We start from the raw sequence: 26,335 nt of genomic DNA, 5'->3' as shown, positions 1-26,335 counted from the left end.
CGCCGCTGCCGCCGCCGCCGCCGCCGCCGCCGCCGCCACCGCCGCCGCCGCCGCTGCCGCTGGGGCTGCTGCTACCGCCGCCGCTGCAGGCGACGAGGGCGGCCGCGAGCGGGACGAGCAGGGTCCACATCGTATTTCGTTTGCCAATCTTCATGGGGACGACCTTTCTCAGGGCGCGGCCTGGCATTCCGAGGTGACCGCCGGCAGCCCCCAATGCCAGTTCTGGAGCTGAACCCGCGGGTAATACGCCGCGAACACGAAGCACATCTCGCTCGACGTGTCCTCGCCGAAGGTCACGTTCGAATTGCTCGGGTTTTGCCAGACGCAGCGCGTCGTGATGGTGTCGCCGGGGCTGATGGTGGTGTTGGTCACGTCCCAGTATTGGTCGTCGAAGCTCCACGGATCGCGGTTCGTCAGCTCCACGGGCGCGCCGCCGCCCGCCTTCGTGTGCGCGGCCGAGATGCTCGTCCCGAGCTTGTGCATGTGCGGGCCGATCGCGAAGGTGTTGAGCTTCGGGAAGCCCGCCGGGACCGTGAGGTTGCAGCTGAGGTCGAGGTCGCTGTGCGCCGGGATGTTGATCTTCGTCGTGCCGAACGCGAGGATGTCCGCGTCGTTCGGGCGCAGGTCCGTCGTCGTGCACAGGTCGAACCCGCTCAGATCCTTCTGGCCGTCGAGCTGCATCAGGTTCGAGTAGTGCATCTGAATCATGTAATGGCCCGTGCCCTCGATCGGCAAACCCGCCGCGGCCGGCAAGACGAGCGCCTGCGCGCCCGGCGCCCACACGCTCACCAGGCGCCCGCCCCCCGAATCGCCCGCGCCGCACGGCTTCGGCGTCGCGTCGTAGGCCGTCCCCACCTCGTACAAGAGCATGTGATGGACGATGACGTCGTTGTCGACGGCCGGCGCGATCGTCGTGATGTGCCGCTTCGATTGCACGACGGCGTCGGCGCCGAAGCATACGTACGCGTCTTCCGTGAGCTTGGGCATCGCCCACGCGGTCTTCGGCCGGAGCAAGACGTCGGGCGTGCAATCGAGCCCCGATCCGCCGCCGCCTCCGCCCGCGCCGCCCGTGCCCGAGCACGAATCGGCCGAAGCCCCAGGCGCGCCGGCGGCGATCCACGCGTCGAGCACGCCCTGCGAGCCCGCGTCGAGCAGGCCCTTCGGCGGCATGGGCCTCGCCGCGTCGTGGACGCGCTCGCTCACGAGCTCGTAGACCTTCCTCGAAGGATCACTCTGCGCGCCCATGTGAAAATCAGCCGCCGTCACGAGGGCCATCGGCGCGCCGTACTTGGGCGGGGACGAGTGACAGATCTGGCAATTTTCGGCCACGACCTCGGCCACGTCGCAAGGCAAATCCGCCCCGCCGCCCGCGCCGCCGCTGCCGCCGCCGCTCCCGCCCGCGCCGCTCCCTCCTCCGCCCGTCGTCGCCGCGCCGCCGCCGCCGCAGGCCCAGAGCAGGATCGGAATGAGGACCACGCCGGCTCGCAATCGTGTGTTCGTCATGAAGTAGTGCTCCCGTTCTCGAGCCCCATCAGACACCGGAGCCCGCCCGAACGTAAAGAGCCCACGAGAACCAACGCCCGTGTATCATCCGCCCGGCCCACGCGAGGCGCCGGGCGAAGGGTGTGAGGGCGATGCCGAACTACTTCCGGGACAACGAGGACCTCCGCTTCTACGTCGAGCGCTGGATCGACTGGGAGCCCATCGCGCGCGCCACCGAGCACGATTTCCGGAGCGAAGGCGGCCCGCAGAGCCTCGGCGAGGCCCTCGATCTCTACCGCGACATCCTCGACACGCTCGGCACCTTCGCCGCCGAGGAGATCGCGCCGCACGCCGCGCAGCTCGATCGGGAGGGCGTGATCTTCCGGGACGGCGAGGCCTCGTTCCCGCCGCGGCTCGCGTCCATCTTCGAAACGATCCGCGGCATGGAGCTCCACGGCCTGTGCCTGCCGCGCGAGCTCGGCGGGACGAACGCGCCGGCGATGCTTTATTTCATCGGCACGGAGCTCTTCGGCCGCGCCGACGTCTCGGTGATGGCGCACCACGGCTTTCACGGCGGCATCGCGCTGGCGATGCTGATGTTCTCGATGCGCGAGGGCACGAGCGAGATCGATCCGGAGACGGGCAAGATCCTCGGGACGCGCTTCCGCTCGTACATCGACGAGATCGTCCGCGGCGAGGCCTGGGGCTGCATGGATATCACCGAACCCGACGCCGGCAGCGACATGGCGCGGCTCCGCACGCGCGGCGAGGAGGACGCCGCCGGAAACTGGTTCGTCACCGGGCAAAAGATCTTCATCACGTCCGGCCACGGAAAATACCATTTCGTCATTGCGCGGACCGAGGAGCCGAAGGACGAAGGCGATCCGTTCGCGGGGCTCGGCGGCCTCTCGATGTTCCTCGTCCCGACGTACGAGGACGGGCCGGACGGCACGCGGAGGCGGATCGTGACGATCGATCGCGTCGAGGAGAAGCTCGGCCATCACGCGTCCGTGACCGCGGCGCTCTCGTTCGACCGCGCCCCGGCGCACCTCGTCGGCAAGCGCGGCGACGGGTTTCAATACATGCTGACGATGATGAACAATGCCCGCATCGGCGTGGGCTTCGAGACGCTCGGGCTCTGCGAGGCGGCGCTCTCGCTCGCGCGCGGGTACGCGGCCGAGCGGCGCTCCATGGGCAAACCCATCGAGCGGCACGAGATGATCGCCGATTACATCGACGAGATGCGCACGGACATCCAGGGGATCCGCGCGCTCGCGATGCACGGCGCCGTGCACGAGGAGCTGTCGCAGAAGAAATCGCTCCGGCTCCAGTTCGGCCGCCTCTCGGAGACCGACCGCGCCCGGCTTTCGCGGGAGGTCGCGAGACACAAGCGCAAGGCGCGGCGCGTGACGCCCTTGATAAAATATCTCGGCGCCGAGAAGTCCGTGGAGATGGCGCGGCGCGCGGTCCAGATCCACGGCGGCGTCGGGTACACGAAGGACTACGGCGCGGAGAAGCTCCTGCGCGACGCGACCGTGATGCCGATCTACGAGGGCACGAGCCAGATCCAGTCGCTCATGGCGATGAAGGACACGCTCTCCGGCATCCTGAAGAACCCGGCTGCGTTCCTGCGTCGCGGCGCCGAGGCGCGGCTGCGGAGCGTGTCGTCGCGGGATCCGCTGGAGCGCAAGCTTGCGCGGATCCAGACGCTCTCGCACGCCGCGCAGCAGCACCTCGTCGTGCGGACGGCGGGTGACAAGATCGGCGACGCGCTGCGCTCGCCCGTCGGGTCGTGGTCGACGAAGCTCCTCGGGAGCTGGGATCCGAAGCGCGACTTTTCCTATGCAATGCTGCACGCCGAGCGGCTCACGCGCCTGCTCGCCGACGAGGCCATCGGCGAATTGCTGTTCGAGCAGGCCCAGAAGCACCCCGATCGGCGGGAGGTCCTCGAGCGGCACCTCGAGCGCGCCGAGATCCGCGCGCGGCACCTCGCGGACGCCATCATGACCACCGGCGATCGCTTGCTCGTTTCACTCGCCAGGGCGGACGAGGCGAACGCAGCCGCGCCGGCGAAGGCCGCGGGATGAAGAAAAAGGCGCGCGTCTTCGCGCTTGCCCTCCTCGCGATCGTCGGGCTCACGCTCTTCGCGATCGCGCTCACCCGGGCGAACGTGGGCCTCGACGGCCCGCACACGACACGCGCGTCGTCCGCGACGCTCGACAAGCCGCTCGAAGCCGCGATCGAATTCAAGCTGCGCGAGGCGCGGCCCGCCACGGTGGAGGACGCGATCGAGCTCTCCCTGCGCATGACCGGCGCGCGGCTGCATTTCGGCATCGGGCACCCGACGCGCCTGTCGTTCGGAGCCGAACCGCGCGAGGGCAACTGCATCGAGTACGCGCACCTCTTCGCGCGGATCTTCGACATGGCCGCGGCGCGCTCGAAGCTCCCGGCGCGGGCGTACGTGGTGCACAGCGCGCGCGCCGAGGTGTTCGAGAAGGTCGTGCCGCTGCCGGGGCTGCGCGATCACGACTGGGTCGTGATCGAAGACGACACGCCCGGCGCGAAGCGGCAGTGGTTCGTCGACCCCGCATTCGAGGACGCCTGGCTCGGCTGGGATTTGACGAAAAACGTGAAGGGCGTCGTGCCCGTCGGGCGCTAGCGCATCGAGCCGATCGCTGTTTCAGACGCGAGAGCGCGCTTTCTCGCTCGGAGGGACGCGGCGCAGGCCGCGTGTTCGCCGAAGGCACGCCGCGGGCCATGTGCGTTCGCCAGCGATCGCATTACGTTCGTCACTCGGGCGCCGAATACGAGGGAATGGATCCGAGCGAGCGGCAACCTTGAAGATGGGGAAAGGCACGTCCATGGCGAGGACCATGTGCCCGCCATGCCGGCGGGTACGACCGCTGCACCACCTCGCGAGGAGCCTCGCAGGCGTGGTCCTGGACGCCTATTTTTCCGATAGCAAGAAGCGGCGCGCCGAGCGGAACCTGCGCGAGGAGATCCGCATCAACGAGACGCTCCAGCGCATCGGCGCCGCGCTCGCGGCCGAGCTCGATCTCGACAGGCTCGTGCAAAAGCTGACGGACGAGGCGACCGCGCTGACCGATGCGCAATTCGGCGCCTTCTTCTACTCCGGGCAAACCAGCGATTCCCTGACGCTCTACACGCTCTCCGGCGCCGCGCGCGAGAGGTTCGAGCGCTTCGGGCTCCCCCGGAACACGCCGCTGTTCGGGCCCACGCTGCGGGGCGAGCGCGTGGTGCGCATCGACGACGTGCACGCCGATCCCCGCTACGGGAAAAACCCGCCGCACTACGGGATACCCAAGGGTCATCCGCCGGTCCGCAGCTTCCTCGCGGTGCCGGTGGTCTCACGCTGCGGGAAGGTGCTCGGGGCCCTGTTCTTCGGGCACGCCGAGGCGGGCGTCTTCACCGAGCGAGACGAGCGCGTCGTCGTCGGCATCGCCGGGCAAGCCGCCGTCGCGATCGACAACGCCCGGCTCTACAAGGCGTCCGAGGACGCGCGCCGGCAAGCCGAGGAGGCGCACCGGCAAGCCGAGGAGGCGCGCACGCAGGCCGAGGAGGCGCGCAGGCAAGCCGAGAAGGCGAACCGCCTGAAGGACGAGTTCTTGAGCCTGGTCTCGCACGAGCTGCGCACGCCGATCACGGCGATCATGGGCTGGACGCAGGTCCTCGCGACGCGCGAGTGCAACGCGGAGACGCGCATGCGCGCGCTCGCCGCCATCGACAGGAACGTCCGGGCGCAGATGCGGATCATCGACGATCTGCTCGACGTCTCGCGCATCATCACGGGCAAGCTCGGCCTCGCGCAGCGGCTCATCGATCTCGGGGACGTCGTGCAGGCGGTGATCGACGTGGTCCGCCCCGCGGCGCAGGCCAAGGGCATCGAGCTCCACGTGACGCCCGAGCGCCCGTCCGTCCCGGTGTACGGCGATCCCGACAGGCTCCGGCAGATCGTCTGGAACCTGCTCGCGAACGCCATCAAATTCACGCCGCCCGGCGGGCGCGTCGAGGTCGAGATCACCCGGGACGACGGCCTCGTCCAGATGATCGTGCGCGACACCGGCAAGGGGATCAGCGCCGCGTTTCTCCCGTACGTGTTCGATCGTTTCCGGCAGGCCGACAGCTCCGCCTCGCGGCCGCAGGGCGGGCTCGGGCTCGGCCTCGCCATCGTGCGCCACCTCGTGGAAATGCACGGCGGCACCGTGAAGGCGGAGAGCGCGGGCAGCGATCACGGAGCGACGTTCACGGTCACGCTGCCCCTTCCTCGGGAAACGCGAGAGGCGAGCCACAACGGCGAGGCGCGGACAGGCGACTACCGCAGCGAAGGTTCGCCGAGGTATGCTGCCGCCGTGGAACACGTGCCGAGGAGAACCTGATGAGCCGCCATCTCGACAAGGATCCGGAGTGCAAGGGTGGAGACGGCGGGATCGATCTCGTGATCGAAGCGCGCCCACGGGACCTCGGCGGGTTCGTGGTGCGGCGGGTCCTGCCGTCGCCGATGCGGCGGCTCGTGGGGCCGTTCATCTTCTTCGATCACATGGGCCCCGTGGATTTTCCGCCGGGCGAAGGGATCAGCGTGCGGCCGCATCCGCACATCGCGCTGGCGACGATCACGTACCTGCTCGAAGGGGCGTTCGTGCACCGCGACAGCCTCGGCTCCGAGCAGACGATCCGGCCGGGAGACGTGAACTGGATGGTCGCGGGGCGCGGCGTGGTGCACTCGGAGCGCACGGCGCCCGAGGTGAAGGCGAGCGGCGGGCGGATGCACGGGATCCAGACATGGGTCGCGCTGCCGCAAAAGGACGAGGAGATCGAGCCGCGCTTCGAGCATCACCCGCGGAGCACGATCCCGATCGTGAACCGCCCCGGCGCGGTCCTGCACGTCATCGCGGGGACCGCGTACGGCGCGAAGGCGCCGACGGGCGTCCTCTCACCGACGCTCTACGCCCACGCAGAGCTCGAAGCGGGCGCGCTCTTGCCCGTGACCGACGAGCACGAGGAGCGCGCCGTGTACGTGGTCGACGGCAGCATCGAGTGCGGCGGCAAGACGTTCACGGAGGGCGCGATGGTCGTGCTCCATCCGGGCGTCGAGGTGAGCCTGCGGGCGCTCGAAGCGACGAACGTCATGCTCGTCGGCGGCGCGCGAATCGACGGGGAGCGGCACATCTTCTGGAACTTCGTTTCGAGCTCGAAGGATCGCCTCGATCGGGCGAAGGCCGACTGGCGCGAGCAACGTTTCCCGAAGATCCCGGGCGACGACGTCGAGTTCATCCCGCTGCCCGAATGACGCTGCGGCGCTCCTCCTCGAGCCTTTCCTACGATCTCGCCTGGGCCGCCGTGCGCCTCGGTGTCGCCTTCGTGCCGGTGATCCTGTTTCCCTCGTGGATCACGTGGATCGTCGCCGTGCTGCTCGCCCTCGGCGTCGTCTTCCTGATCGTCGCCGCGTTCATGTATGCGTACGTCGCGGCGTGCCCGGGATGCGGCGAGCGCGTCCATGGTTTGTCGGTGAAGGTCGATTGCGTGGGGCATCAGTGCCCGCATTGCAAGCGATTCGTCGAGGTGGAGGGCGACAAACTCGTGCTCACGCCGCCGGACCGGGCGAGCGACGGGCCTTCGTTCGGGGTCCTCTTGCGAGGTTCACCGGGCGAATTGCCGGACATCTGCTGCACCTGCGGCGCGCCCTCCACGCGGACGCGGGCACTCACGGACACGAAGGCAAACGTTTCTCTCGACGCACCCGTTTGCGACAATCACGAGCCATCCGCGCGGCTGCGCAAAGCAGCGGGGCGCGTGCGGCTCGACGTCGCCTCGATCCGCTTCGCGCAGGCCCTCGGCGAGCGAGACGGGCTCGCGCTCGTCGGCAGCGGCCCGTACAGCGAGGCGCCAGCGCGCGTCCCCTGGATCTCCGGCCTCGGAGGGATCACGCTCACGGGGCTCGGATTCGTGCTCGCGAGGCAAGAGCTGCCTTTCAAGGAGCTTTTCGCGGGGATCGCCGCAGGCCTCGGCGCATTCGTGCTGATGCATTTCGTCGTGGGCGCCGGGTTTCTCGTCCGGCGGCGGATCGTCGGGGATTGAGGCGGTCGGGTCTCCTCGGGGAGGCGCCTCGCCGGGGCGCTGCCCCGGACCCCGCGGGGGCTATCCGCCCCTCGACCCGGACCAGGGCCAGCCCTGGACCCTTTGGGGAAGAACTGCGCGATGCGCAGTTCTTCCCACAGGCCGCCGCTGGTACCACGTCGCCCGTTGAACCGTCAGCGCGGCTGTCTTGGTTGGCAGGGTCGGTTGCGGTCTTGACCTGGCCCGTTCGATGAGCTGCGCGAAGCGCAGTTCATCGACCCCGAGTCCAGCGCTTGCGCTGGTCCGGGTCCAGGGGCGGATAGCCCCGGTGGGGCCTGGGGCAAAGCCCCAGCGCGGCGCTCAGAGGCCGAGGAGCTCCTGCAGGAAGACGCCCCCCTGCCCTGCTCCGGCGTGCGTGAAGAACAGCCGCCCCTCATTGAAATCGCCTCCCTCGGCGATCCATTCGGCCGCGTGTGCGGAGAGGCGCGCGAAGGGCTCGCTCGGGAAGGAGAACGGCGAGCGCGAGCGATACATGAGGGTCGCGTCCCAGGCCGTGGGATAACTCGTCACCGTCAGGTAAAACCAGCCGTCTCGCTCGAATACGAACGGCGACTCGGTGTGGCCGCTGTCGTGCCGGATCGTGTCCGGCCCGAGCGTCAGGGCCATGCTCGGCTCGCTCCATGTCGTGAGGTCGAGCGAGGTTCGGTACGCGACGCCGCTCAGGCGGCGGTCCTTCGATGCGCAGCGCGTATGATATGCGACCCAGAGATCTGCGAATCGAACGAGCATGGGATCTCGGGCGACGCAGAAATCCTCGAACAGGGTTCCCCCGGCGCGCTGGAAGGTCCTGCCGTCCGTGGAGCGCGCGAGGCGGAAGCCTACGCGGTCTTGGTCGCGCGCGCCCACGTGGTACATCATGACCAGGCTGCCGTCGTGATCACGCGCGAGGTGGGGGGCCCAGATCCAGGGCTCGTCTTTTTGCGCGCGGAGCGTGAAGCGCTGGGGAGAAATCGAAAAACTCGGCGAGGTGGCCTCGTACCAGCGCGCGGGCCCCGGGCCGTCGGCGAGGGCGTGGACGAAGACGCGCTCGTCGAGGCCCTCGTAGGGCTCGCGGTGGAAGATGCCCGTGAGCAACCATCGGCCATCGGCGAGCTGGAGGAGCGAGTGATCGTTGACGTAATGGGGTCCCTCGGGCAAAGACCCGGTATCCAGAATTTTTACGTTTCGCCCCTGCGAGAGCGTGGGGCATCCGGAACCCGTGAAATACCGCAAGAGATACCTGCTCTCGCTGAAAGGCTCGGGCGATCCGGTCGCGTCGATCTCGACGACGGGCGCCTTGCCGGCCGCGCAGGCCCCGGGAGGTAACTCGATCCAGAGCGCGTCCTCCGCGAGCGCGCGGGTCGGGTTTTGCTGGGATTCGAAGAATCCGCCGACGTCCTCCCCGTCGAGCCGCACGCGCGCCTCCTGCGGGCCGTGAGATTGCGCGTAGGCGCGGACGAGCAAGAGCGCGCGGGCGTCCGCGGACGGGCAATGCAAGAGAATGCGCGTGACGCCGCGGCGCTCCCGCACCGGGAAGGTCTGGACGGGTGTATCGCGCTCGGCGTCGACGGCCGAGCTCCGGAGGCGCGTGCCCCAGATCGACGCTGTCTGCTCCCCGATCACGCGAAGGCCGGAGAACACGTAGGCGAGCCCGAGCGAACGCACGCGCAGCGGCGTGAAGCTGCCCGTGGGACCGACCTCGAAGCCGAAGCGCATCCCGGACCGGCTCACGATGGGGTCGGGCACGTGCAGGCGGTAGAGGGAATGCTCGAATTTCGCTTGCTTCCATTCGTCTTCCGGATCCGTGACGAGGAAGCGGAGCTGGCCACTCAGCGGGTTCGCGTGGGCCCCGAGGAAGTACCAGCCGCCATTGTAATAGTCCTCGGTGCCGGTCCCGTGTTGCATCGGGTAACGCATGCCGTCGGTCCGGATCATCTCGTCGCCCTCCAGATACCTTCGATCGCCGCGGGGTCCTTCGTCGAGGTTCTCCAGCAGCGCCACGAACTGGAGGGGTTCGTCGCTCTCGAACATGGGCAAGGTGGTCTCGCGCCCGGGGGCCGCCTGATCGCGGTATTGCGCGGCGAGCCGCACGCCGGGGCGGGCCTCCGCGAGATCCGCGGCGACCTTGATGTCCTCGATCGGATCCTCGGACGCCGCTTCGAGCGAGAGCGCCTCGCCCGCGGCGAGCGGAATGGGCAGGCGCGTCGCGACCCGCCCCGAGGCGCACGTCTTCCACGCGGCGTGGAGCGCGCTCCGGAACGTCACCCACCCTTCGTCGGCCGCGCCCCTCTTGCTGGCGAGACCAAAAAAGAAAGACGCGGGCACGGGGGGCTGCTCCCCGATGCGCACCCGGAGATCCCCGAGGCGCGCGGCCGGCAGCTCGACGAAAAGCCGGGAGACCGTGGTCGGCCCCGTGGCGAGAATGCGCTTCGCCCCGGGCCCGAGCGTGCTCCCGGGGCCAAAGACCGGCGGTTTTTCCGTCCAGTCCTCGCGCAGGAACCGGGAGAGCGCCGCGGCGTCCGGGCCCGCGGCGGCTCCGGGCCCCTCGCGGTAGGTGATCTGATGATAAAGGGGGACGCCGCGATATCGCACCTTGGCCTCGCGGGAATACGCGAACGGCACGTGGCTCGTGTATGCGCCCGAGCTCGCGTCGACGCCGAGGACGAGCGGGGCCTGGAAGGGGCCGCGTCCCTCGAAGAAATCGCGAGGATCTCCACGAAACGCGGTCTGGCCATCGACCTCGATCCAGAGCTCCTGGCCGTCTTTTTCGAGCTCCTTGCGGGGCGCCGTGATCCAGATCCGGGTGATCCTCCCCTCCCCGCGCGCATGAAAAAGAACCCGGAATTCCCCCTCGACGGCGACACCCGCGCGAAATCCGTCGTCGTTTCCCCCCGCGGGATCGTGCGTGGTCACGCTCCTCGTGACCCAGCCCGGATGGAACGTGAGGAGCTCGGAGAGGACCGGGGAGACGGGCAAGGAAACCGCATTCGGTGCAATTGCGAGCGCTGCGCCGAGGAGGTTCGGGAGGGCCATACGGGAAACCTAATGTGGTCGCCGTTGGAATGGTGCCGGCCGCCTTGCTCGTCGCGGCGGCGAACTTGTATGCTGCGCGGATGATGGAGACCGGCCAGGGAGAAGCCGAACCGACGAAGACGAATACGACGGAGCTCGCGCCCGTCGCCGCCGTGGAGCGGGTCGTGGTCCTCGACGTGTTACGCGGCTTCGCGCTCTACGGCGTGCTCCTCGCGAACACCGTGCCGTGGTTTTCCGCCCGCGCGTTCATGCCGCGGGAGGTGGTCCTCGCGCGGACGAACACCGTCGACCGGGTGTTCCTCTACGTGCTCGGGCTCTTCGTCAACGGAAAGGCCATGGCGCTTCTGACCATGCTGTTTGGTCTCGGCTTCGCCGTGCAGCTCGAGCGCGCCGAGGCGCGCGGGCGCAGCGTGGTCCCGCTCCACGTCCGCAGGCTCGCGGCGATGGCGCTCCTCGGCGTCTCCCACGTCGTCCTGCTCTGGTGGGGCGATGTCATGTGGGAGTATGCCCTCGCCGGCTTCGGCCTCCTTTTCTTCCGCCGCGTGCGCGGGTGGAAGCTCCTCGCGTGGGGCCTCTTCTTGCTGCTCGTCCCGCTCTTCGTCTTCTCGATTCACTCCGTCGCCGAAGCCTACAAGCCGTATGCGCCCGCGCCCCCCGATTTCGATGCATTTCGCGCGCAGATGCACGCCGCAATCGTGGGCAGCGATCGCCGCCTGCTCACCGTGATGCACGTGAAGCAGGCGCTGTATTTCTCGAGCTTCATTTGGCCCTGGTACTTCGCTTGGCTCGTCGGGCGATATCTGCTCGGCGCCTGGGCCGGCACGACGAGGATCTTTCATGACGCCGAGGCACGCCTCCCATTCTTCCGCAAGCTGCTCGGCTGGGGCCTCGGGCTCGGCCTCCTCGGCTCCGCGATCCAGCCCGGGCGCGTGTTCCTGCAGCGCAGCGGCATTGTCATCCCGGAGCTCGTCGGGCTCGCGCTCATCGTTCCCTCCGAGCTCGGGGTCGTGCTGCTCACGGCCGGGTATGCGGCCGCGGTGGTCCTCTTGATGCAGCGGCCCGCGTGGCGCCGCGCGCTGCTCTGCCTCGCGCCCGCCGGCCAGATGCCGCTCTCGACCTACCTCGGACAGAGCCTCTTGAGCACATTCGTCTATTATGGCTGGGGGCTCGGACTCGCGGGCCGGTTTCCCGCCTGGTCGGCGGTGCCCATCACGCTCTGCATTTTCACGTTGCAGGTGATCTTCGCGCGCGCCTGGCTCTCGCGCTTCCGCTTCGGGCCGATGGAGTGGGTGTGGCGCTCGATGACGTACGGTCGATTGCAGCCGCTCCGGTTACCGGCGCGGCAAGAAGAGCTCGCGTAGGCGCGCGTCCCGGAGATACAACCCTCCCCAGATGAATGCGGCGACGTAGACCGGGAAGAGCACGTGGCTGAAGAGCGGGTTATCGACCCGCACGTGCGTCGCGACCGCGCCGCCGAGATAACCCGTCAACAAGATCGCCCCGAGAAACGAGGTCCGCGGAATCACGTAGGTCATGACGCACGTGAGAAGGAGGGTCCCGAGGCCGCGGGCCAGGCTCGGGGGAAACCCGAGCGTGTCGTGCGCCGCGAGCACCTCCGGCGGCGCCATCAGCTTGATGAAGGCGTCGAAGAGCAGGAACGCCACCGCGAGGCCGCTGAGGATACGTCCGGTCCAGGACGTCTTCGTCGCCGGGGTTTCCATCGGACGCTCGGACACAAGGGCACTCGTCGTCATCTTCGTTCCTCCTCTGACTCGGCTTCCCGTCGGTTTCGGACTTCGGCGGCCCGCTCCCGGCGCCGTCGACACCCCCCATGGACCGCCCGACCCCGAAAAACTCATCGGTCCCCCGCGAAAGATTTTTTCAACGCCGATTCGAACAAACGCGGCCGGATCGTGAGGAGGGCGGTTTGGATGTCGTGCAGGCGGGCATCCCCGCTCACCTCGCAACGGGACCGTCGAGCAAGTTTGAGCCGCACCTCCCCGAGGCGTATGATCGCCCGTCCGAGCGTCCTTCATGCACCCCGCACCTCCACCGCACCATCCGCTTGGGCCCGGGGCGCCCCGCGCGTCCGTATCCGAGGTCCTGGCCGCGTTCCTCGCGAGCCTCGGCGTGGAGGTCGCGTACGGTCTCGGCGGCGGCTCCATCGTCCCGTTCTGCCACGCGCTCGCGCGGAGCCGGGTGCGCGTCCTTCACTGCCGGCACGAGTCGGGCGCGGCGTTCGCGGCGCTCGAGGAGAGCCTCGCCAAGGATCGCCCCACGGTGGTGTTCGCGACGGCCGGCCCGGGGATCACGAATGCGATCACGGGCCTCGCCGCCGCCCGCATCGAGGGCGCGAAGGTCTTGCTCGTCTCCGGCGGCACCTCGCCGTCCCAGCGCGATCGCGGCGCCGCTCAGGAGACGACCGCGAGGACGCTCCCCGCGGGCCTGCTCTCCGACGGCCCCCTCTTCCACTACGCGACGACCCTGGAGCATCCTTCGCAGTTGCCAGTCATCTTGCGACGGCTGACCGTCGGAGCGCGGGCCGTCGAGGGGTTCGTCGCGCACATCCATTTGCCGCTGAGCGTGCAGTCGGCGATGTTCGACGGGCCGGCCCTCGCCGAGACGAACACGCTGCCCGGCCCGGCCCCGTCCACCGAGGCCCTCGACGCCGTGGCGAAAATTCTCACGGAAGAGCCCTGTGCGCTCTGGGTGGGCTTCGGCGCGCGGAAGGCCGTGCCTCTCGTCCGCGCGCTCGCCGAGCGACGTTCGATGCTCGTGATGTGCTCGCCGCGCGCCAAGGGCATTTTCCCCGAGGATCACCCGCTCTCGATCGGGACCACGGGCGTCGGGAGCCATGCGCGGGTCGCGTCGTGCATGCAGGCGGCGGGCATCCGGCGCACCCTCGTCCTCGGCACGCGCCTCTGGGAATGCACGTCGTTCTGGCGGCAGGACCTCGTGCCGCCGGGAGGGTTCGTCCACGTGGACGTCAATCCCGCGGTCTTCGGCGCGGCGTATCCCTCGGCGGAGACCTTCGGCGTGCAGGCCGAGATCGGCGCATTTCTCACGGCGCTCCTCCCGCGCCTGCCCGCGCGGGAAGGCGTGCTGCCTGCCCTGCGTCCATTGCCGAGGCCTGCGCCGCTGGATCCGCTCGCCGAAGGCTCGGTCCGGCCGCGTTTCCTTTTCGAGGCGGTGCAGCGCGTCGTGGTCGAGTCCTCCGACGCGCCCGTGCTCACGGAGGCGGGCAGCGCATTCGTGTGGGGCAACCACGTGCTTCGGTTCCAGGAGCCGGGGCGATATCGATCGGGGCTGCATTTCGGATCGATGGGGCACGCGACGACGGGCGTGCTCGGGGCCGCGCATGCGCGGGGAAAAGCGGCGGTCGCGCTCGTGGGCGACGGCTCGATGCTCATGCTGGAGGAGGTGAGCACGGCCGTGCGGTACGGCATCCCGGCGGTGTGGGTGGTCCTGAATGATCGTCAATACGGCATCGTCGAGCATGGCATGCGCGCGTCCGGATACGATCCGGTCGAGACGACGCTGCCCGATACGGATTTTTCGCTGGTAGCAAGGGGGCTCGGGGCGCTCGGAGCGCGGGTCGAGCGGGAGGAGGAGCTCGAAGCGGCGCTGGGGGCGGCGCTCGCATCGGGAAAACCCTTCGTGGTGGACGTCCGGGTGGATCCGGAGGAACGACCGCCCATCACGAGCCGTGTCCGAAGCCTGGAGGCGCAAACCGCCAAGGAGAGCTTTTCCCCATGACTACCTCCGCAGGGATGCGATCGCTCGCCATCACGTTCCCCGGTGGCCTGAAGACGAACGATTACTGGCGCCGTCACTACCCGCAGATGCTCGGCGGGCCCATGGAGAAACGCAACGTGTGGGCGGCGCCCGAGGAGCCACGCGAGGCGCCGGACGCGTTCGACGCCGAAATGGAGAAATACCTCGACGACCCGTTCCGCGGCGCGGCGGAGCGGCGCGTGCTCCTGCCGCACGAGAATGCGATGACGATCGAGACGCGCGCCGCGACGATGGCCCTCGAGGCCGCGAAGATCCCACGCGCGGAGGTGGATCTCGTCATCGCGTGCTCGCTCTTTCACGACAGGATGGGGATCGGCCACGCCACGTTCCTCGCCGGCGAGCTCGGCCTCACCTCGGCCGCGTGGAACCTGGAGACGGCGTGCTCCGGGGCGTTCGCCGTCTTCGAGACCGCGTGTGCCCTCGTGCGCGCCGGGCAATACCGGAACGTGCTCGGCGTCGTCTCGTGCACGTATTCGCGGTCCGTGGAGGAGCACGATACGATGTCGTGGTTCTCGGGCGACGGCGCCGGGGCGTTCGTCGTCTCGGAGGTGCCGGCGGGCGAAGGGCTCGTGGCCTCGGCGATGCTGCACAGCGCCGAGACGTGCAAAGCCTTCCTGCTCGACGTGGTCGACGATCCGAAGCGCGACAAACAGGTCGTCCGGCTCCGCTCGGATCGGAGCGCGAGCAAGGTCCTGCGTCAGGTCTCCGAGCCGTATCTGCGGAAGACGGCCGACATGGCCCTCCAGAAAGCGGGGCTCCGGATGTCGGACATCGACTGGCTCGTCGTGAACACGCCGACCGCGTGGTATGCCTCGTTTTGCGCGCGTGTCCTCGATTTCGATCGGGCGCGGACCATCGACACGTTTCCGCGGTATGCGAACTGCGGCCCCGCGCTGATGCCCGTGAACCTCTACACGGCCGCGGTCGAACTGCCCATCCGGCGCGGCGATCTCGTCTTGCTGCACACCGTAGGCAGCGCGTCGAGCTCGGGCTCGGCGATCGTTCGCTGGGGTGACGTCGCGCTCGGCCCTTCGCCGGGGTTGCCCCTCGAGGTTTTGTAAGGGCCGCCGGCTTTCCCCGATCCACGCCTCGAACGCGACGCTTTTCCGGGGCCGCTTCTCCTGCTAGCGTTGCCGGACCGTGGAGATCGTCTACGACCAACCTGCCGTCGCCATGGGGTGGCGTCCCCCCGTCCTCGTCGTGTGGTGGAAGCAGGCGCCGACGCTGCCGGCGGCCATCCAGGTGAACGAGCGCGGCTCCAAAATCATGCAGGCGCACCCGGGCGGGAGCATCTTCATCGTGCTGACGAGCGCCGATCACGGCGCCCCCGAGCGCGCCGCGGCGAACGCGCTCGGCCAGGCGACACGCGCGCTCGAGAAGCACATCCTTGCGCACGCGTTCGTGATCGAGGGTCAAGGGCTCAAGGCGGGGGCGATTCGCGCGACCGTGAAGACGTTGCAGTCGCTCACGCGCGTGATTTTCCCGTGGACCATCGCGTCGACCACGGAAGAGGGCATCCTGTGGGTCGCGCGCAAGGCGAAATTCCTCAGCGAGGAAGAGGCGCAGGTCGTGCTCGCGGACGTCAAGGCCATGAAAGCGGCTGCGAAGGGCTGAACGCGGCGTCGAAAGATTGACACTTCGCAGCGGGACCGATAGCGGGACGACATGGCGCGTCCTTACCGTTCGTTCATTCCGAAGACCGCGACCGAGCGCGTCGTCGCATTTTACCCGGACGGGGTAAGGCGGCGGGCCGAGTATTCCGTGGGCGACGAGTCGGTCGGTACGCGCTACTTCCACGAGACGGGAGAGCCGTACTGGGAGATACCCCTCCGGCGAGGAATCAAGCACGGGACCGAGTACCATTGGGTTTGGCCCGGCGCCCTCAGCTCCGCGGAGCCGTACGTGGATGGTTTGCCGCACGGGACCGCCAAGCAATGGATCGACGGGCAGCTCGTCGGGACTTATAAAATGGTCCGTGGCACCGGAATCGATTTCTGGTGGCAGCTTCGCGGCGACGGCGCACGTTACCTCTCGGAGGTACGGTACCTCCGCGACGGCCATCGCGAGGGATTCGAATGGTGGCTCGAGGACGACGAACGCCGCGTCTACGAGGAGAGCCATTTCCGGAAGGGACTTCTGCACGGCATCGAGCGCCAATGGAACCGGAATGGAAAGCTGCGGCGAGGCTACCCGAAGTACTGGGTGAACGGGAAGCAGGTCTCGAAGCGGGCGTATCTCGCGGCCTGCAAACGAGACCCGACCCTGCCGCCGTTCCGCGAATCCGACAATGCCCCCGAACGGCAGTTTCCGCCCGAAATCGTGAAAGAGCTCGGCCCGAGGGTGTGACGAAAGCTAGCAGGCTGTTGAGAAGCGCCGCGAGCGCCCTGGAGCTAGGGAGGAGGACGCAGGAATACAGGCGTATTCCGAGGACGACGACCGACGATCCAGGGCGCGCAGCAAGCTTATCAACGGCCTGCTATGCCGAGCTTGTTCGAGCGGACGGCGTCGAGCGAGATCGTGAGCTGCTCCTCCAGCGCGTCGAAGATCGTATCGACCATGCCAATGGCCACGTCGCGCTCGGCCGTGGTGATGCGCTCGCTCGTGATGAACGCTCTTCGCTCGAGACGCTCGCCACGCGCCTCGTGCGCCGCGTCGTGCCGGTCGCAGAGATAATCGAGCCGGAGGCCCCGCTCCTTCTCGACCACCTCCGCGAGCTTCTTCACGTTCTCGAAGAACGCGTGCCCGCTCGCCTCCAGCGCCGCGACGAACCAGAACAGCATCGCCGGATCGCGGTGGCCCATGGCGAGCTTCGCGAACGTCGCGAGGTTTTTCCGGTGCGCCTCGATCTGCGGTTCGAGGAACAGGAACTTCAGCGTGTCCTTCGCCTTCCAGCCGAGGACCTCATCCATCCCGAGCGCCTGCCAGTCGTGCAAAAAGAGCGCGCTGTGCGTCTCGAGGTCGTCGCACCATTCGTTGATGCGCCGCTCCTTCGGCGTGCTCGGCTCGGGATAACGGACCGCGTATCGGTTCAGATCACGATAGCCCATGATGTCCGGCACCCACAGCGGGAGGAGCCGCATGAGCTTTTCTCGCGGCGAGACGCGGGTCTCCTCGCAGAGCCACGCGTACAAGGGATGCCGCGCCGCCTGCGCCTTGCGCTCCTCGATGACGCGAAGGACGTCCTCGTGATAAAGCGCCATGGGCCCTTCGAGCTCGACCTCGTACGAAGGCCGCTCCCGTGGCTCGGATCGCACGAGCGGCGCGGGCGCTTCGGCGCGCGGCCTCTGCGGGAGCCGGCCCGGCTCCATGTACGTGCGTCCGTATTCCAGGAAGCAATCGTGGACCTCCTCGAAGAGGTCGAACATGCGGTTCGAAAGGCGCATCGCCAGCGGCCGCTGTCGCTCGTCGAGGACCTCGTCGTCGAAGACGCCTTTCGATCCCCAAACGAACCCCGGCTCCCGGTCCAGGTGGTGATGGCCGAAGTAGATGTACCGGAGCCCCGTCTTCGCCTCGATCTCGCCCGTGACCTTCGCCATGTGATGAAAAAACGCGTTGCCCGCGGCCTCGCCGGCCTCGGAGTGCGTGAAGCGGACGAGCGGATCGCCCGCGTCCTCGACGTCGAGCCGGCCGAACTCCAGGACGAAATACCGGAATCGCTCGTTCTCCTTCGAGAGAAAGAGCCACCAGAGCATGTCGCTCGCGCGAAAGCCGAGGCGCTCGTCGAGCTTCATCTTGGTCCAGTCTTCCAGGAAGAGCCGCGAGTGCGTCTCGTCCTCGCGCGTGCCGCCGTTCAGCGCCTCCTCGAAGCGGTTGCGCGGCTTCGGAAAGCGGATGAAGTACCGGCTCGCGTCGCGGAAGTTCATCACGAACACGGTCATGATGGGCGCGATCAGGACCTTGTCCTCGAGCGGCACCGCATCGGAATGCAGCCAATCGAAGAACGGGTGCGACAGGATGCGCTCCCACCGCGCCGCCTTGAGCTTCATGAACTCCTTCATTGTAGGCCTCCTTTGCCTTGGGTCCGATCGAGCGAGTCTATCACGAGTCGAAATCGAAGGAGCCCGCGAAGCTGCCGTCGAAAGAGCCGGCCGCCGAGGCCCTGTGCGCCGCCCCCCCGCGCCGAGCGTGATCTCCCCTTGCCTCGCGGCTCGCCTTCCGCCTATTCTCCCTCGCCCCCTCCGTCTGGAGAAACCCTGTGTCCCTGCTCATCGATCCGGAGATCGCCGCCCGCGTCGACCGCCTCGAGCTGCCGTTCAACGCCTACGGCGTCGATCCGTACGGCGCCTCGAAGAAGCACCTCGCACGGCTCTTCACGGCCTTCCGGTTCCTCTACCGCCATTACTTCACCGTCGGCGTCGAGGGCATCGAGCACGTCCCCGCCCGCGGGCGCGCCATGCTCGTCGGCAACCACTCGGGCGGCATCGCGATCGACGGCGCGATGGTGATCACGTCCTGCTTCTTCGAGCTCGAGCCCCCCCGGCTCGCCCAGGGCATGGCCGAGAAGTTCATGGCCCAGACGCCGTTCATGGGGCTTCTGGCCACGCGGAGCGGGCAGCTCACCGGGCTCGTGGAGACGGCCGAGCACCTGCTCCACGACGACCGGCTGCTCATGATCTTCCCGGAGGGCGCCCGGGGCACGGCGAAGCTTTATCCCGAGCGCAACACGCTCGTCCATTTCGGATCGGGCTTCATGCGCCTCGCCATGAAGACGCGGACGCCCATCATCCCGTTCGGGTTCGTCGGCGGCGGCGAGGCCATTCCCACGATCGCGAATTCGTATGCCCTGGGAAAGCTCTTCGGCGCGCCCTACGTCCCGATCACGCCCTGGGGCGTCGCGCTCCCCGCGCCCGTGCGCCTCGAGCTCACGTATTCGGCGCCCATGAGGTTCGAAGGGACGGGGACCGAGGAGGACGAGGTCATCGAGGGATACGTGGAGCAGGTGAAGCAGCGGATCGCCGGCCTCATCGAGGAGGGCCGGGAGCGGCGGCGAAAGGCGCTCGCGTGGTCGCGCGGCGCAGAGGACGAGGGCCGGCTCGAGGGTGAGCCGGACGGCACGAAGGAGGAGCAGCGATGAGGGTTCTCATTCCGGGCATCAGTGGGGTGCTCGGTCAGCGCGTCGCGCGCCGCCTGCTCGAGCAGGGGCACGAGGTCATCGGGATCGATCGGCGGCCGTGGCACGACGCGCCGGCCGGGATCGAGCTCCACAACGTGGACATCCGCAAGCGCGCGGCCGAGGACGTGTTCCGCAAGAAGCGGCCTCAGGCGGTCATTCACATGGCCACCGTGACGCACCTCGTCGAGAAGACGGCCGAGCGTTACAAGATCAACCTCGGCGGCACGCGCGCGGTCTTCGAGCATTGCCGCGACTGGGGCGTCGAGCACGCGATCTTCGTCGGACGACACACCTATTACGGCGCGGCCGCCGATTCTCCGCTGTATCACAAGGAAGAGGATCCGCCGATGGCGGTGACGACCTTCCCCGAGCTCTCCGACCTCGTCGCGGCCGATCTCTATGCGTGCACGGCGCTCTGGCGGTTGCCCAATCTGTGCACGACGGTCCTCCGGATGGTGTATACGCTCGGGCCTACGGGGCACGGCACGTTGGCCACGTTCCTGCGCGGTCGGCACGTGCCCATGGTGCTCGGGTTCGATCCGCTCTTTCATTTCATGCACGAGGAGGACGTGACGACGGCGATCTGCCTCGCGCTCGAGAAGCGGGTGCAGGGCGTCTACAACGTCGCGGGGCCGCAACCGGTGCCGCTCTCCGTGGTCGTCCGCGGGACGGGGCGGTCGCCCATTCCGCTCCCCGAGATCGCCTTCCGCGCGGCGCTCGGCCGCTTCGGCCTCCCTCGCCTTCCCCCGGGCGCGCTCGCGCACATCAAATACCCCGTCGTGGTCGACAGCGAGGCATTTCGCGCGGCCACGGGGTTCGTCCACCAGGTGGACGAGGTGCGGGCGATGCAAGAATATCGGGACGCGTTCCCCGTGCGGGGATAAAGCGGGCATTCGAAAAAGAAACGGGGCGCGCCCGTCCGAGCGCGCCCCGCGGGAAAACCTTTTACTGGCAAGCGCCGCCGAGGCACCTGCCGCTCAGGCATTCGATGCCCATCGCGCACGCCTGACGGGCGATGCTCTTGCACGCGCCCTTGCCGTCGCAAGCGGAGGTGCCGCCGCCGCACGCGCGGTCCTCGTGGGCCTCGTTCTCCGGGACGTAGGCGCAGATGCCCGCGGCGCCCGGGAGGTCGCACCGGACGCACGCAGCGCCGCACGCCTCGTTGCAGCACACGCCGCCCGAGCAGAAGCCGGTCGCGCAATCGCCGCCCGCCCCGCAGGCGTGGCCCTGGTCGCACGCGCCGCAGGAGCCGCCGCAGTCGACGTCGGTCTCGTCGCCGTTGCGGAGGCCGTCCTTGCAGCTCACGCACACGCCCATCAGGCAGGATTGCCCGGCGGCCGCGTCGCATTGCGGCCCGCACGCGCTGCGCGCGCCCGGGACCGGCTCGGCGCACTTCCAGCAGGGCTCCACCACGCACACCGTGTCGCAGCCGTCGCCCGCCGCCGTGTTGCCGTCGTCGCACGCCTCCCTGCCCTGCCGGACGCCATCCCCGCAGCGCGACGCGAGCGCGCTCGTACCCAGGTCGGCCCCGGACGGCACGATATCCTCGAGGAATTCGCCCTCGACAATGCAGCCGTAGCCGGTAAGTGCGCAAGCCACGATCCAGAAGAAATCCCGTCCAACGTGTTTACGCGCCATGACGACCGTACCCCCAAAAAGTCAGAAATGGATGTACGCCTCGGTCAGAAGAGGACCTGGACGCCGAGGAGCCCGCCCTGGAAGCGCACCACCGCCTGCGGCCGGACCTCCTTGTTTTTCGCGGTCTCGGTCTGCACGTCGTCTTCGACGTTGATCGCATAAAGCACCGTCCCGAAGCCCGCGATGCCGGCTCCCACGAACGCCAGAATCGAGCCGTTCGCCAGGAATGCCATGTCGCGCTGCATGTCATTGAAGCCGCCGGGACAGCTCCGGCAGGGATCGGCCCTTCGCCGCTCGCTCTCGGCGTCGAGCGTCGCCGCCGCGGCGCCGAGGCCAATGCCAAACGAGGCGAAGAGCACGGTCGCCGCGACGCCGCCCTCGATCACGTCCTCCGGGCCCCGGTCGGACAGGATCGGCGGCGGGGTCGAGACCTCCCAGGGCTCGCGGCACAGACCGTCCGCAGAATGGAAGAGGCCGCCCGAGAGGGCCAGCAGCGAGAGAATGCCCCGCACGACCACGCGCGACGAACCGCTCGCGTTCAAACGAGAATGCATCGTTCCCCCCTATCAAGGCCATTTTTAGCACCCACGGGGGGCCTACACGAGCAAATGCGCGCGGCGCGGCGCGCTCGTGCGGCCTATGTCCGGCGCACGAGCCCGCGATTTCGTGTATGTCGCGTCAAACGAGGCGTCAGCGTTCGTCGGGCTCGAAGAGCGCGCCGGGGTTCATGATTCCGGCAGGGTCGACGGCGCGTTTCGCGGCGCGCAGCGCGGCTTCGAATGGTTCGGGTCGCTCGGCGCGCCAATACGGGCGGTGCACGCGGCCGACGGCGTGGTGGTGGGTGATGGTGCCGCCCGAGGCGAGGATCGCGCGGCTCGCGGCGTCCTTGATCGAGGCCCACGCCTCGAGCTCGCGGCCGTCTCGCGCGGGACCGAGGAACGTATAATACGGCGCGGGTCCGTCCGGATACACGTGCGTGAAACGCCGCGCGAGCACGCCGCCGCCCAGAGCGCGCTGCAAGGCCGGGAGCACGGCTTCGTGCACGGCGAAGTCGAGCTCCTCGAATCGGTCCCACGGGCACGCCGTCTCGAACGTGTCCGCGAGGACGCCGAGGGAGACGAGCGCGCTCTGCAGATACGGCGCTCGAAAGAAGGATTGTTTGTACGTCGCCTGGGCCCGCGCCGCTTCCCCGCGATCCTCGCGCAGGACGGGTCCTTCGGGACAAACGCCGCCCGCCTCGGCGGTGATCGCGAGGGCCCGGTCCATCGAGGGCCCGAGCGGGTGATCCGCCGATTCGAAGGCGAGGAGCAGCACGGCCCCGCCGTCGACGAAGACGCCGCCGAGCAGGGCGTCCGTGCGATCGAGGAGCCGGCAATTCGAGGGATACAGGCCCGATTGCGCGAGCAAACGGCACGCCCGGGCGCCGTCGGAGAAGTGCGGGAACGTGACGCTGGCCGACGCCCGGTATCGAGGCCGCGCCTGCAGGCGCACCCAGGCTTCCGTGATGACGCCGAGGATCCCCTCGGAGCCGAGCGCGAGCCTGTCCGGGCTCGGCCCCGCGCCCGAGGCGGGGAGCCTGCGGCTCGCCCACGTGCCGGCGGGCGTGATCATCCGGACGGAGGAGACGAGATCGTCGATATGGGTGTAGAGCGTCGCGAAATGGCCGCCCGCGCGCGTCGCGATCCAGCCGCCGAGGGTCGAGAATTCGAAGCTCTGGGGGAAATGACGGAGCGTGAGCCCGTGCGGGGCGAGCTGCTCTTCGAGGACGGGGCCCGTCGCGCCGGCTTGAATGCGCGCCGATCGCGAAATGGGCTCGATTTCGAGCACCCGATCGAGCCGCCGCATGTCGAGCGAGACCACGCCGCGCGGGCGATCCCCCACGTTCGCCTCGACGCCGCCGACCACGCTCGTGCCGCCGCCGTACGGGATCACGGCGATGCCCTCGGCCGCGCAATGGGCAAGCAGGCGCTCGATGTCGTCCTCGGATCGGGGAAAGCTCACCCAGTCGGGGGCGACCGAGAAATCACCGCGGTAGGCCCGGACGATGTCGCGATAGCTCTTGCCGTACGTGTGGAGGATCCGGTCCTTCGCCGCGGCCGAGGAGATCGGCGCGAGGGAGGTGGGCGGCAGGGTGCGCGGCTCCGGGAGACGCACGGATTCGAGGGTCGGCAAAGGCCGCGGGGAAAACTCCCGGCCGAGGAGGGCGCCGACCTGCGCGGCGAGGGCCTGCAGACCGGGTTCGTCCGGAAAAGCGTCCGTATATCCCCACGCCCAGAAGCTACGCTCACGCTCACGCATCGTCCTTGGGCTCCTCCGCGGCGGGCGCGGCCTTGACGCTCTGGGGTCCGGCCTGCGCGGCCTTGACGCTCAGGGGTCCGATCGGCGGATCCCCCGGATCCCCTGGCGCGCTCGAATCGAGGAGCACGGCGATCCAGCGCGTCTTTTCGCTCCCTTCGAGGAGGATACGCGCCACCATCGTCAGGGGCACCGAGAGGAACATGCCGGCCGGCCCCCAGAGCCACCCCCAGAACAGGAGGGAGAGAAAAACGACGGTCGCCGACAAACCGAGCCTACGGCCCATCCACGCAGGTTCGAGGATGTTGCCGAGCACCGTGTGCACGACGAGGAAGCCCGCCGCGACGGCCAGCGCCCGGCCCGGGCCGTGCGAGAGGAGCGCGAAAAAGACCGGCGGCGCGCCGGCGATGATCGCGCCGACGTTGGGGATGTAGTTCAAGAGGAACGCGACGAGGCCCCAGAGCAGCGCGAAATCCACGCCGAGGACGTAGACGATGAGGCCCGCGAGGAGGCCGACCGCGATGCTGACGACGGTCTTGATGAACAGGTAGTTCTGCACATCGCCGACGATCCCGGGGAAGAGCCCCACGTAGCCGCCGCGCTCGCCCGCGAGGGCCCGGAGCTTGCGCGAGAACGTGCGCGCCTCGAAGAGCATGAAGCCGAGGATGAGCAGGACGATGAAGATGTTCGAGACGAGCCCCGCGAGATCGCGGATCATGCCTGCGCCGAACGAGAGCACGGCGCCGGGCGAGATCATCTGGGTGATGGCGCCCGTGGGGACGCGGAAGTGGTGCGCGCGCAGCCACTCCGTGAGCTCCGCGGCGACGACGTCGACCCGCGCCTGGTAGCGGGGCACGGCCTCGCCGAACTCGGTGGCCGAGCTCGCGACGACGGAGGCGCCGGCGCTGAGGACGGCGATGTTCGCGAACAGGACGAGCGCGGCGGCGACGGGCTCGGGAACGCGGCGCTTCTCGAGCCACGTGAGCGGGGGCGCGCTGACGACGGCGAGCAGGAGCGCCATCGCGATCGGCACGAGCACGCTCGCGGCGGCGTGGAGGGCGGCGACGACGACCACGAAGGCGGCGACTTGCAAGAGGGCGTCGGAGCGGGACGGGACGCGCGTGTCCAAGGCGGCGGCCATCCTAGCCGCAGAGGACGCGGCGCGCACCTCGGATGCTCACCGCTTCCGTGCGAACGGGGCGCGACTCGCTCGCATCGACGGCACCGCAGTCGATGCACCCGAGGTCCAGGGCTGGCCCTGGTTCTGAGCATTGGTCTCAGCTGGAGGCGCCGCGCCGGGGCGCCGCCCCGGGCCCCGCGGGGGCTGTTCGCCCCTCGACCCGAACCAGGGCCAGCCCTGGACCCTTTGGGGACGAACTGCGCGATGCGCAGTTCGTCCCACAGGCCGGGTTGCCCGTTGAACCAGCAGCGCTGCTGTCTTGGTTGGCAGGTCGTTCGCGGTCTTGACCTGGCCCGTTCGATGAACTGCGCGTCGCGCAGTTCATCGACTGCGAGTCCAGCGCTTGCGCTGGTCCAGGTCCAGGAGCGGATAGCTCCTGGTGGGGCCTGGGGCAAAGCCCCAGCACAACGCTGTGAAGCACCCTCTCAGGGACAGGCGCAATGTAGCTGACCCATGGCCACGCAGAAGACGTCCCACGTCGACTTGCAGCACGACTTGTCCATCAAGCAAACGGTGGCCACGCAGGGGTCGCAAAGCGGATCGAGCTTTTTCCCGGGTACGCACGGGTCGTGGCCGCAGGCCGGCGGGCCCGAGCCGCACCCGTCGTCCACCGCGCCGTTGCAGTCGTTGTCGAGGGAATCACCACAGACCTCGGGCTCCGGGACGACCGTGGCCGTACACGAGAGCGCGCCCGCGGTGCACGTGCGGATGCCCTCCGCGCAAGGACCGGATTGGCCGGTGTCGCATGCATCGCCGCCGCCGGGGTTGTCCTCGTCGATCACGCCGTCGCAGTCGTTGTCGAGGCCGTCGCAGATCTCGTTCGTCGCATTCACCTTCGCGACGCAGAAGAGCTTGCCGCCATCGCAGCCTGCCACACCGTCGCCGCAAACGCCGGAGAGGCCCGTCTGGCACGCGCCGCCGAGGCCCGCGATGTCTTCGTCGACGACGCCGTCGCAGTCGTCGTCCACGCCGTTGCAGACCTCGGGGACGTCACACGCGGCTCCGCCTGCGCTTCCGCTTTCGCCGCCGCTTCCGCCTCCGCCGCTCTCGCCTGCGCCGCCGCTGCCGCCTCCGCCTCCGCTGCCGAGGAGGTTTTCGTCCATGGGCGGCGGCGTCGTTCCCCGCGCGCAACCGGCGGCCCCCACGAGGAGCCCCGCCGAAGTCAGCGCCGCCCATACCAGAAGATATCGCTCGACCATCACGCACCCTCCCCACGACGCGGGCGGAAAGCCTCGATCGGCCGCCCGCGCCAAGCCACCCGAACCTCTTCGATGCTCGAAAGCACGTAGTGGGGGTCACCAAATGGAATTCACGAAGAGCCCTTCGAGAGATTGAGGACGGAAATCGTTCGAGGAGGGGCACCCCGAATACGTGCGCTGCGACGCGTATGGATCTTCCCGCGCCTTCGTCCCGCGTGTACAAGGAGACATGCTTCGAGACGAATTTGGCTCGGTGGCGCGATGGGGGCGTGTTCTGGGCGTGATCGGCGCCCTTTCTTTGCTCGCCGCTTGCGGGTCGGGCAATGGCACGACCGGGAGCGGGGGCAACGGCGCAGGCGGCGGCGGCGCAGGCGGCAGCGGCGGCGGCAGCGGCGGCGCAGGCGCAGGCGGCAGCGGCGGCGCAGGCGGCAGCGGCGGCGTGGGCGGCGGCGGCGGCGCAGGCGGGTCGGGGACGCCGGCGGGGCT

General features: G+C 68.9%; 21 protein-coding genes and 1 pseudogene. 13 read left to right on the top strand and 9 right to left on the bottom strand.

Features of this window, described 5'->3' with window-relative positions:
- Positions 1–168 precede the first annotated feature (168 nt).
- Positions 169–1,503, bottom strand: coding sequence for a peptidylglycine alpha-amidating monooxygenase (locus QHF85_RS46090; protein WP_281333889.1), 1,335 nt, complete (start codon positions 1,501–1,503; stop codon positions 169–171).
- A 131-nt stretch (positions 1,504–1,634) separates the two neighbouring features.
- On the opposite strand from QHF85_RS46090, the gene QHF85_RS46085 reads away from it, so the two are divergent.
- The 5 genes from QHF85_RS46085 to QHF85_RS46065 all read left to right on the top strand — a co-directional run bounded on the left by QHF85_RS46085 (position 1,635) and on the right by QHF85_RS46065 (position 7,578).
- Complete coding sequence (locus QHF85_RS46085) at positions 1,635–3,569, top strand: acyl-CoA dehydrogenase family protein (protein WP_281333888.1); 1,935 nt, start codon at positions 1,635–1,637, stop codon at positions 3,567–3,569.
- Positions 3,566–4,141: a hypothetical protein gene (locus QHF85_RS46080; RefSeq protein WP_281333887.1), complete on the top strand. Its 576-nt coding sequence runs from the start codon at positions 3,566–3,568 to the stop codon at positions 4,139–4,141. Before QHF85_RS46085 ends, QHF85_RS46080 begins: the two co-directional genes overlap by 4 nt.
- 274 nt (positions 4,142–4,415) lie before the next feature.
- On the top strand, positions 4,416–5,879 hold the full coding sequence (locus QHF85_RS46075) for a GAF domain-containing sensor histidine kinase (RefSeq protein WP_281333886.1): 1,464 nt from the start codon (positions 4,416–4,418) through the stop codon (positions 5,877–5,879).
- Positions 5,879–6,790, top strand: a complete 912-nt coding sequence (locus QHF85_RS46070) for a pirin family protein (protein ID WP_281333885.1) — start codon at positions 5,879–5,881, stop codon at positions 6,788–6,790. The genes QHF85_RS46075 and QHF85_RS46070 overlap by 1 nt, the downstream gene beginning before the upstream one ends.
- Positions 6,787–7,578: a hypothetical protein gene (locus tag QHF85_RS46065; protein WP_281333884.1), complete on the top strand. Its 792-nt coding sequence runs from the start codon at positions 6,787–6,789 to the stop codon at positions 7,576–7,578. Before QHF85_RS46070 ends, QHF85_RS46065 begins: the two co-directional genes overlap by 4 nt.
- 339 nt (positions 7,579–7,917) lie before the next feature.
- Here the strand turns inward: QHF85_RS46065 and QHF85_RS46060 are convergent, their stop codons facing one another.
- A complete protein-coding gene (locus QHF85_RS46060) occupies positions 7,918–10,629 on the bottom strand; it encodes a DUF2961 domain-containing protein (RefSeq protein ID WP_281333883.1) in 2,712 nt (903 codons plus the stop codon).
- A 14-nt stretch (positions 10,630–10,643) separates the two neighbouring features.
- Between QHF85_RS46060 and QHF85_RS46055 the strand changes: the two genes are divergently transcribed.
- On the top strand, positions 10,644–11,990 hold the full coding sequence (locus QHF85_RS46055; RefSeq protein WP_281333882.1) for a DUF418 domain-containing protein: 1,347 nt from the start codon (positions 10,644–10,646) through the stop codon (positions 11,988–11,990).
- Here the strand turns inward: QHF85_RS46055 and QHF85_RS46050 are convergent.
- Positions 11,961–12,383 carry a DoxX family protein gene (locus tag QHF85_RS46050; protein ID WP_281333881.1) on the bottom strand — a complete coding sequence of 141 codons (423 nt, stop codon included), beginning with the start codon at positions 12,381–12,383 and terminating at the stop codon, positions 11,961–11,963. The genes QHF85_RS46055 and QHF85_RS46050 overlap by 30 nt on opposite strands.
- A gap of 280 nt (positions 12,384–12,663) precedes the next feature.
- Between QHF85_RS46050 and QHF85_RS46045 the strand changes: the two genes are divergently transcribed.
- The 4 genes from QHF85_RS46045 (at position 12,664) to QHF85_RS46030 (ending at position 16,770) form a co-directional block, all read left to right on the top strand.
- Positions 12,664–14,385 (top strand): thiamine pyrophosphate-dependent enzyme, encoded by a 1,722-nt coding sequence (locus QHF85_RS46045; protein WP_281333880.1) that lies wholly within the window; start codon positions 12,664–12,666, stop codon positions 14,383–14,385.
- Positions 14,382–15,485, top strand: coding sequence for a 3-oxoacyl-[acyl-carrier-protein] synthase III C-terminal domain-containing protein (locus QHF85_RS46040; protein WP_281333879.1), 1,104 nt, complete (start codon positions 14,382–14,384; stop codon positions 15,483–15,485). The genes QHF85_RS46045 and QHF85_RS46040 overlap by 4 nt, the downstream gene beginning before the upstream one ends.
- A 79-nt stretch (positions 15,486–15,564) precedes the next feature.
- Positions 15,565–16,038 carry a hypothetical protein gene (locus QHF85_RS46035; protein ID WP_281333878.1) on the top strand — a complete coding sequence of 158 codons (474 nt, stop codon included), beginning with the start codon at positions 15,565–15,567 and terminating at the stop codon, positions 16,036–16,038.
- Between the two features lie 51 nt (positions 16,039–16,089).
- Entirely contained in the window at positions 16,090–16,770 is a 681-nt protein-coding gene (locus tag QHF85_RS46030; RefSeq protein ID WP_281333877.1) for a hypothetical protein, read from the top strand.
- 119 nt (positions 16,771–16,889) lie between these two features.
- On the opposite strand, the gene QHF85_RS46025 is transcribed toward QHF85_RS46030, so the two are convergent.
- Positions 16,890–18,422, bottom strand: a complete 1,533-nt coding sequence (locus QHF85_RS46025) for a hypothetical protein (RefSeq protein WP_281333876.1) — start codon at positions 18,420–18,422, stop codon at positions 16,890–16,892.
- 197 nt (positions 18,423–18,619) lie between these two features.
- On the opposite strand from QHF85_RS46025, the gene QHF85_RS46020 reads away from it, so the two are divergent.
- The gene (locus tag QHF85_RS46020) at positions 18,620–19,498 is read left to right on the top strand and encodes a lysophospholipid acyltransferase family protein (protein ID WP_281333875.1); all 879 of its coding nucleotides are present in this window, start codon (positions 18,620–18,622) and stop codon (positions 19,496–19,498) included.
- Positions 19,495–20,421, top strand: a complete 927-nt coding sequence (locus QHF85_RS46015) for an SDR family oxidoreductase (RefSeq protein ID WP_281333874.1) — start codon at positions 19,495–19,497, stop codon at positions 20,419–20,421. The genes QHF85_RS46020 and QHF85_RS46015 overlap by 4 nt, the downstream gene beginning before the upstream one ends.
- 61 nt (positions 20,422–20,482) lie before the next feature.
- Here QHF85_RS46015 and QHF85_RS46010 read toward each other — a convergent pair whose 3' ends face one another.
- The 5 genes from QHF85_RS46010 to QHF85_RS45990 all read right to left on the bottom strand — a co-directional run bounded on the left by QHF85_RS46010 (position 20,483) and on the right by QHF85_RS45990 (position 25,849).
- On the bottom strand, positions 20,483–21,175 hold the full coding sequence (locus QHF85_RS46010) for a hypothetical protein (RefSeq protein WP_281333873.1): 693 nt from the start codon (positions 21,173–21,175) through the stop codon (positions 20,483–20,485).
- Positions 21,176–21,219: 44 nt separating this feature from the next.
- Entirely contained in the window at positions 21,220–21,729 is a 510-nt protein-coding gene (locus QHF85_RS46005; protein ID WP_281333872.1) for a hypothetical protein, read from the bottom strand.
- A gap of 136 nt (positions 21,730–21,865) precedes the next feature.
- On the bottom strand, positions 21,866–23,473 hold the full coding sequence (locus tag QHF85_RS46000; RefSeq protein WP_281333871.1) for an FAD-binding oxidoreductase: 1,608 nt from the start codon (positions 23,471–23,473) through the stop codon (positions 21,866–21,868).
- A complete protein-coding gene (locus tag QHF85_RS45995) occupies positions 23,466–24,599 on the bottom strand; it encodes an AI-2E family transporter (RefSeq protein WP_281333870.1) in 1,134 nt (377 codons plus the stop codon). The genes QHF85_RS46000 and QHF85_RS45995 overlap by 8 nt, the downstream gene beginning before the upstream one ends.
- Positions 24,600–25,075: 476 nt before the next feature.
- Positions 25,076–25,849, bottom strand: a complete 774-nt coding sequence (locus QHF85_RS45990; protein WP_281333869.1) for a MopE-related protein — start codon at positions 25,847–25,849, stop codon at positions 25,076–25,078.
- 229 nt (positions 25,850–26,078) lie between these two features.
- Between QHF85_RS45990 and QHF85_RS45985 the strand changes: the two are divergent.
- A pseudogene (locus QHF85_RS45985) lies at positions 26,079–26,335 on the top strand (hypothetical protein); the annotation flags it as partial.

It is taken from the genome of Polyangium sp. 6x1 (assembly GCF_029946515.1).
Classification (GTDB): Bacteria; Myxococcota_A; Polyangia; order Polyangiales; family Polyangiaceae; genus Polyangium.
Note: the sequence above shows the minus strand (reverse complement) of the source record. Positions and strands in the feature narration are given on the sequence as shown.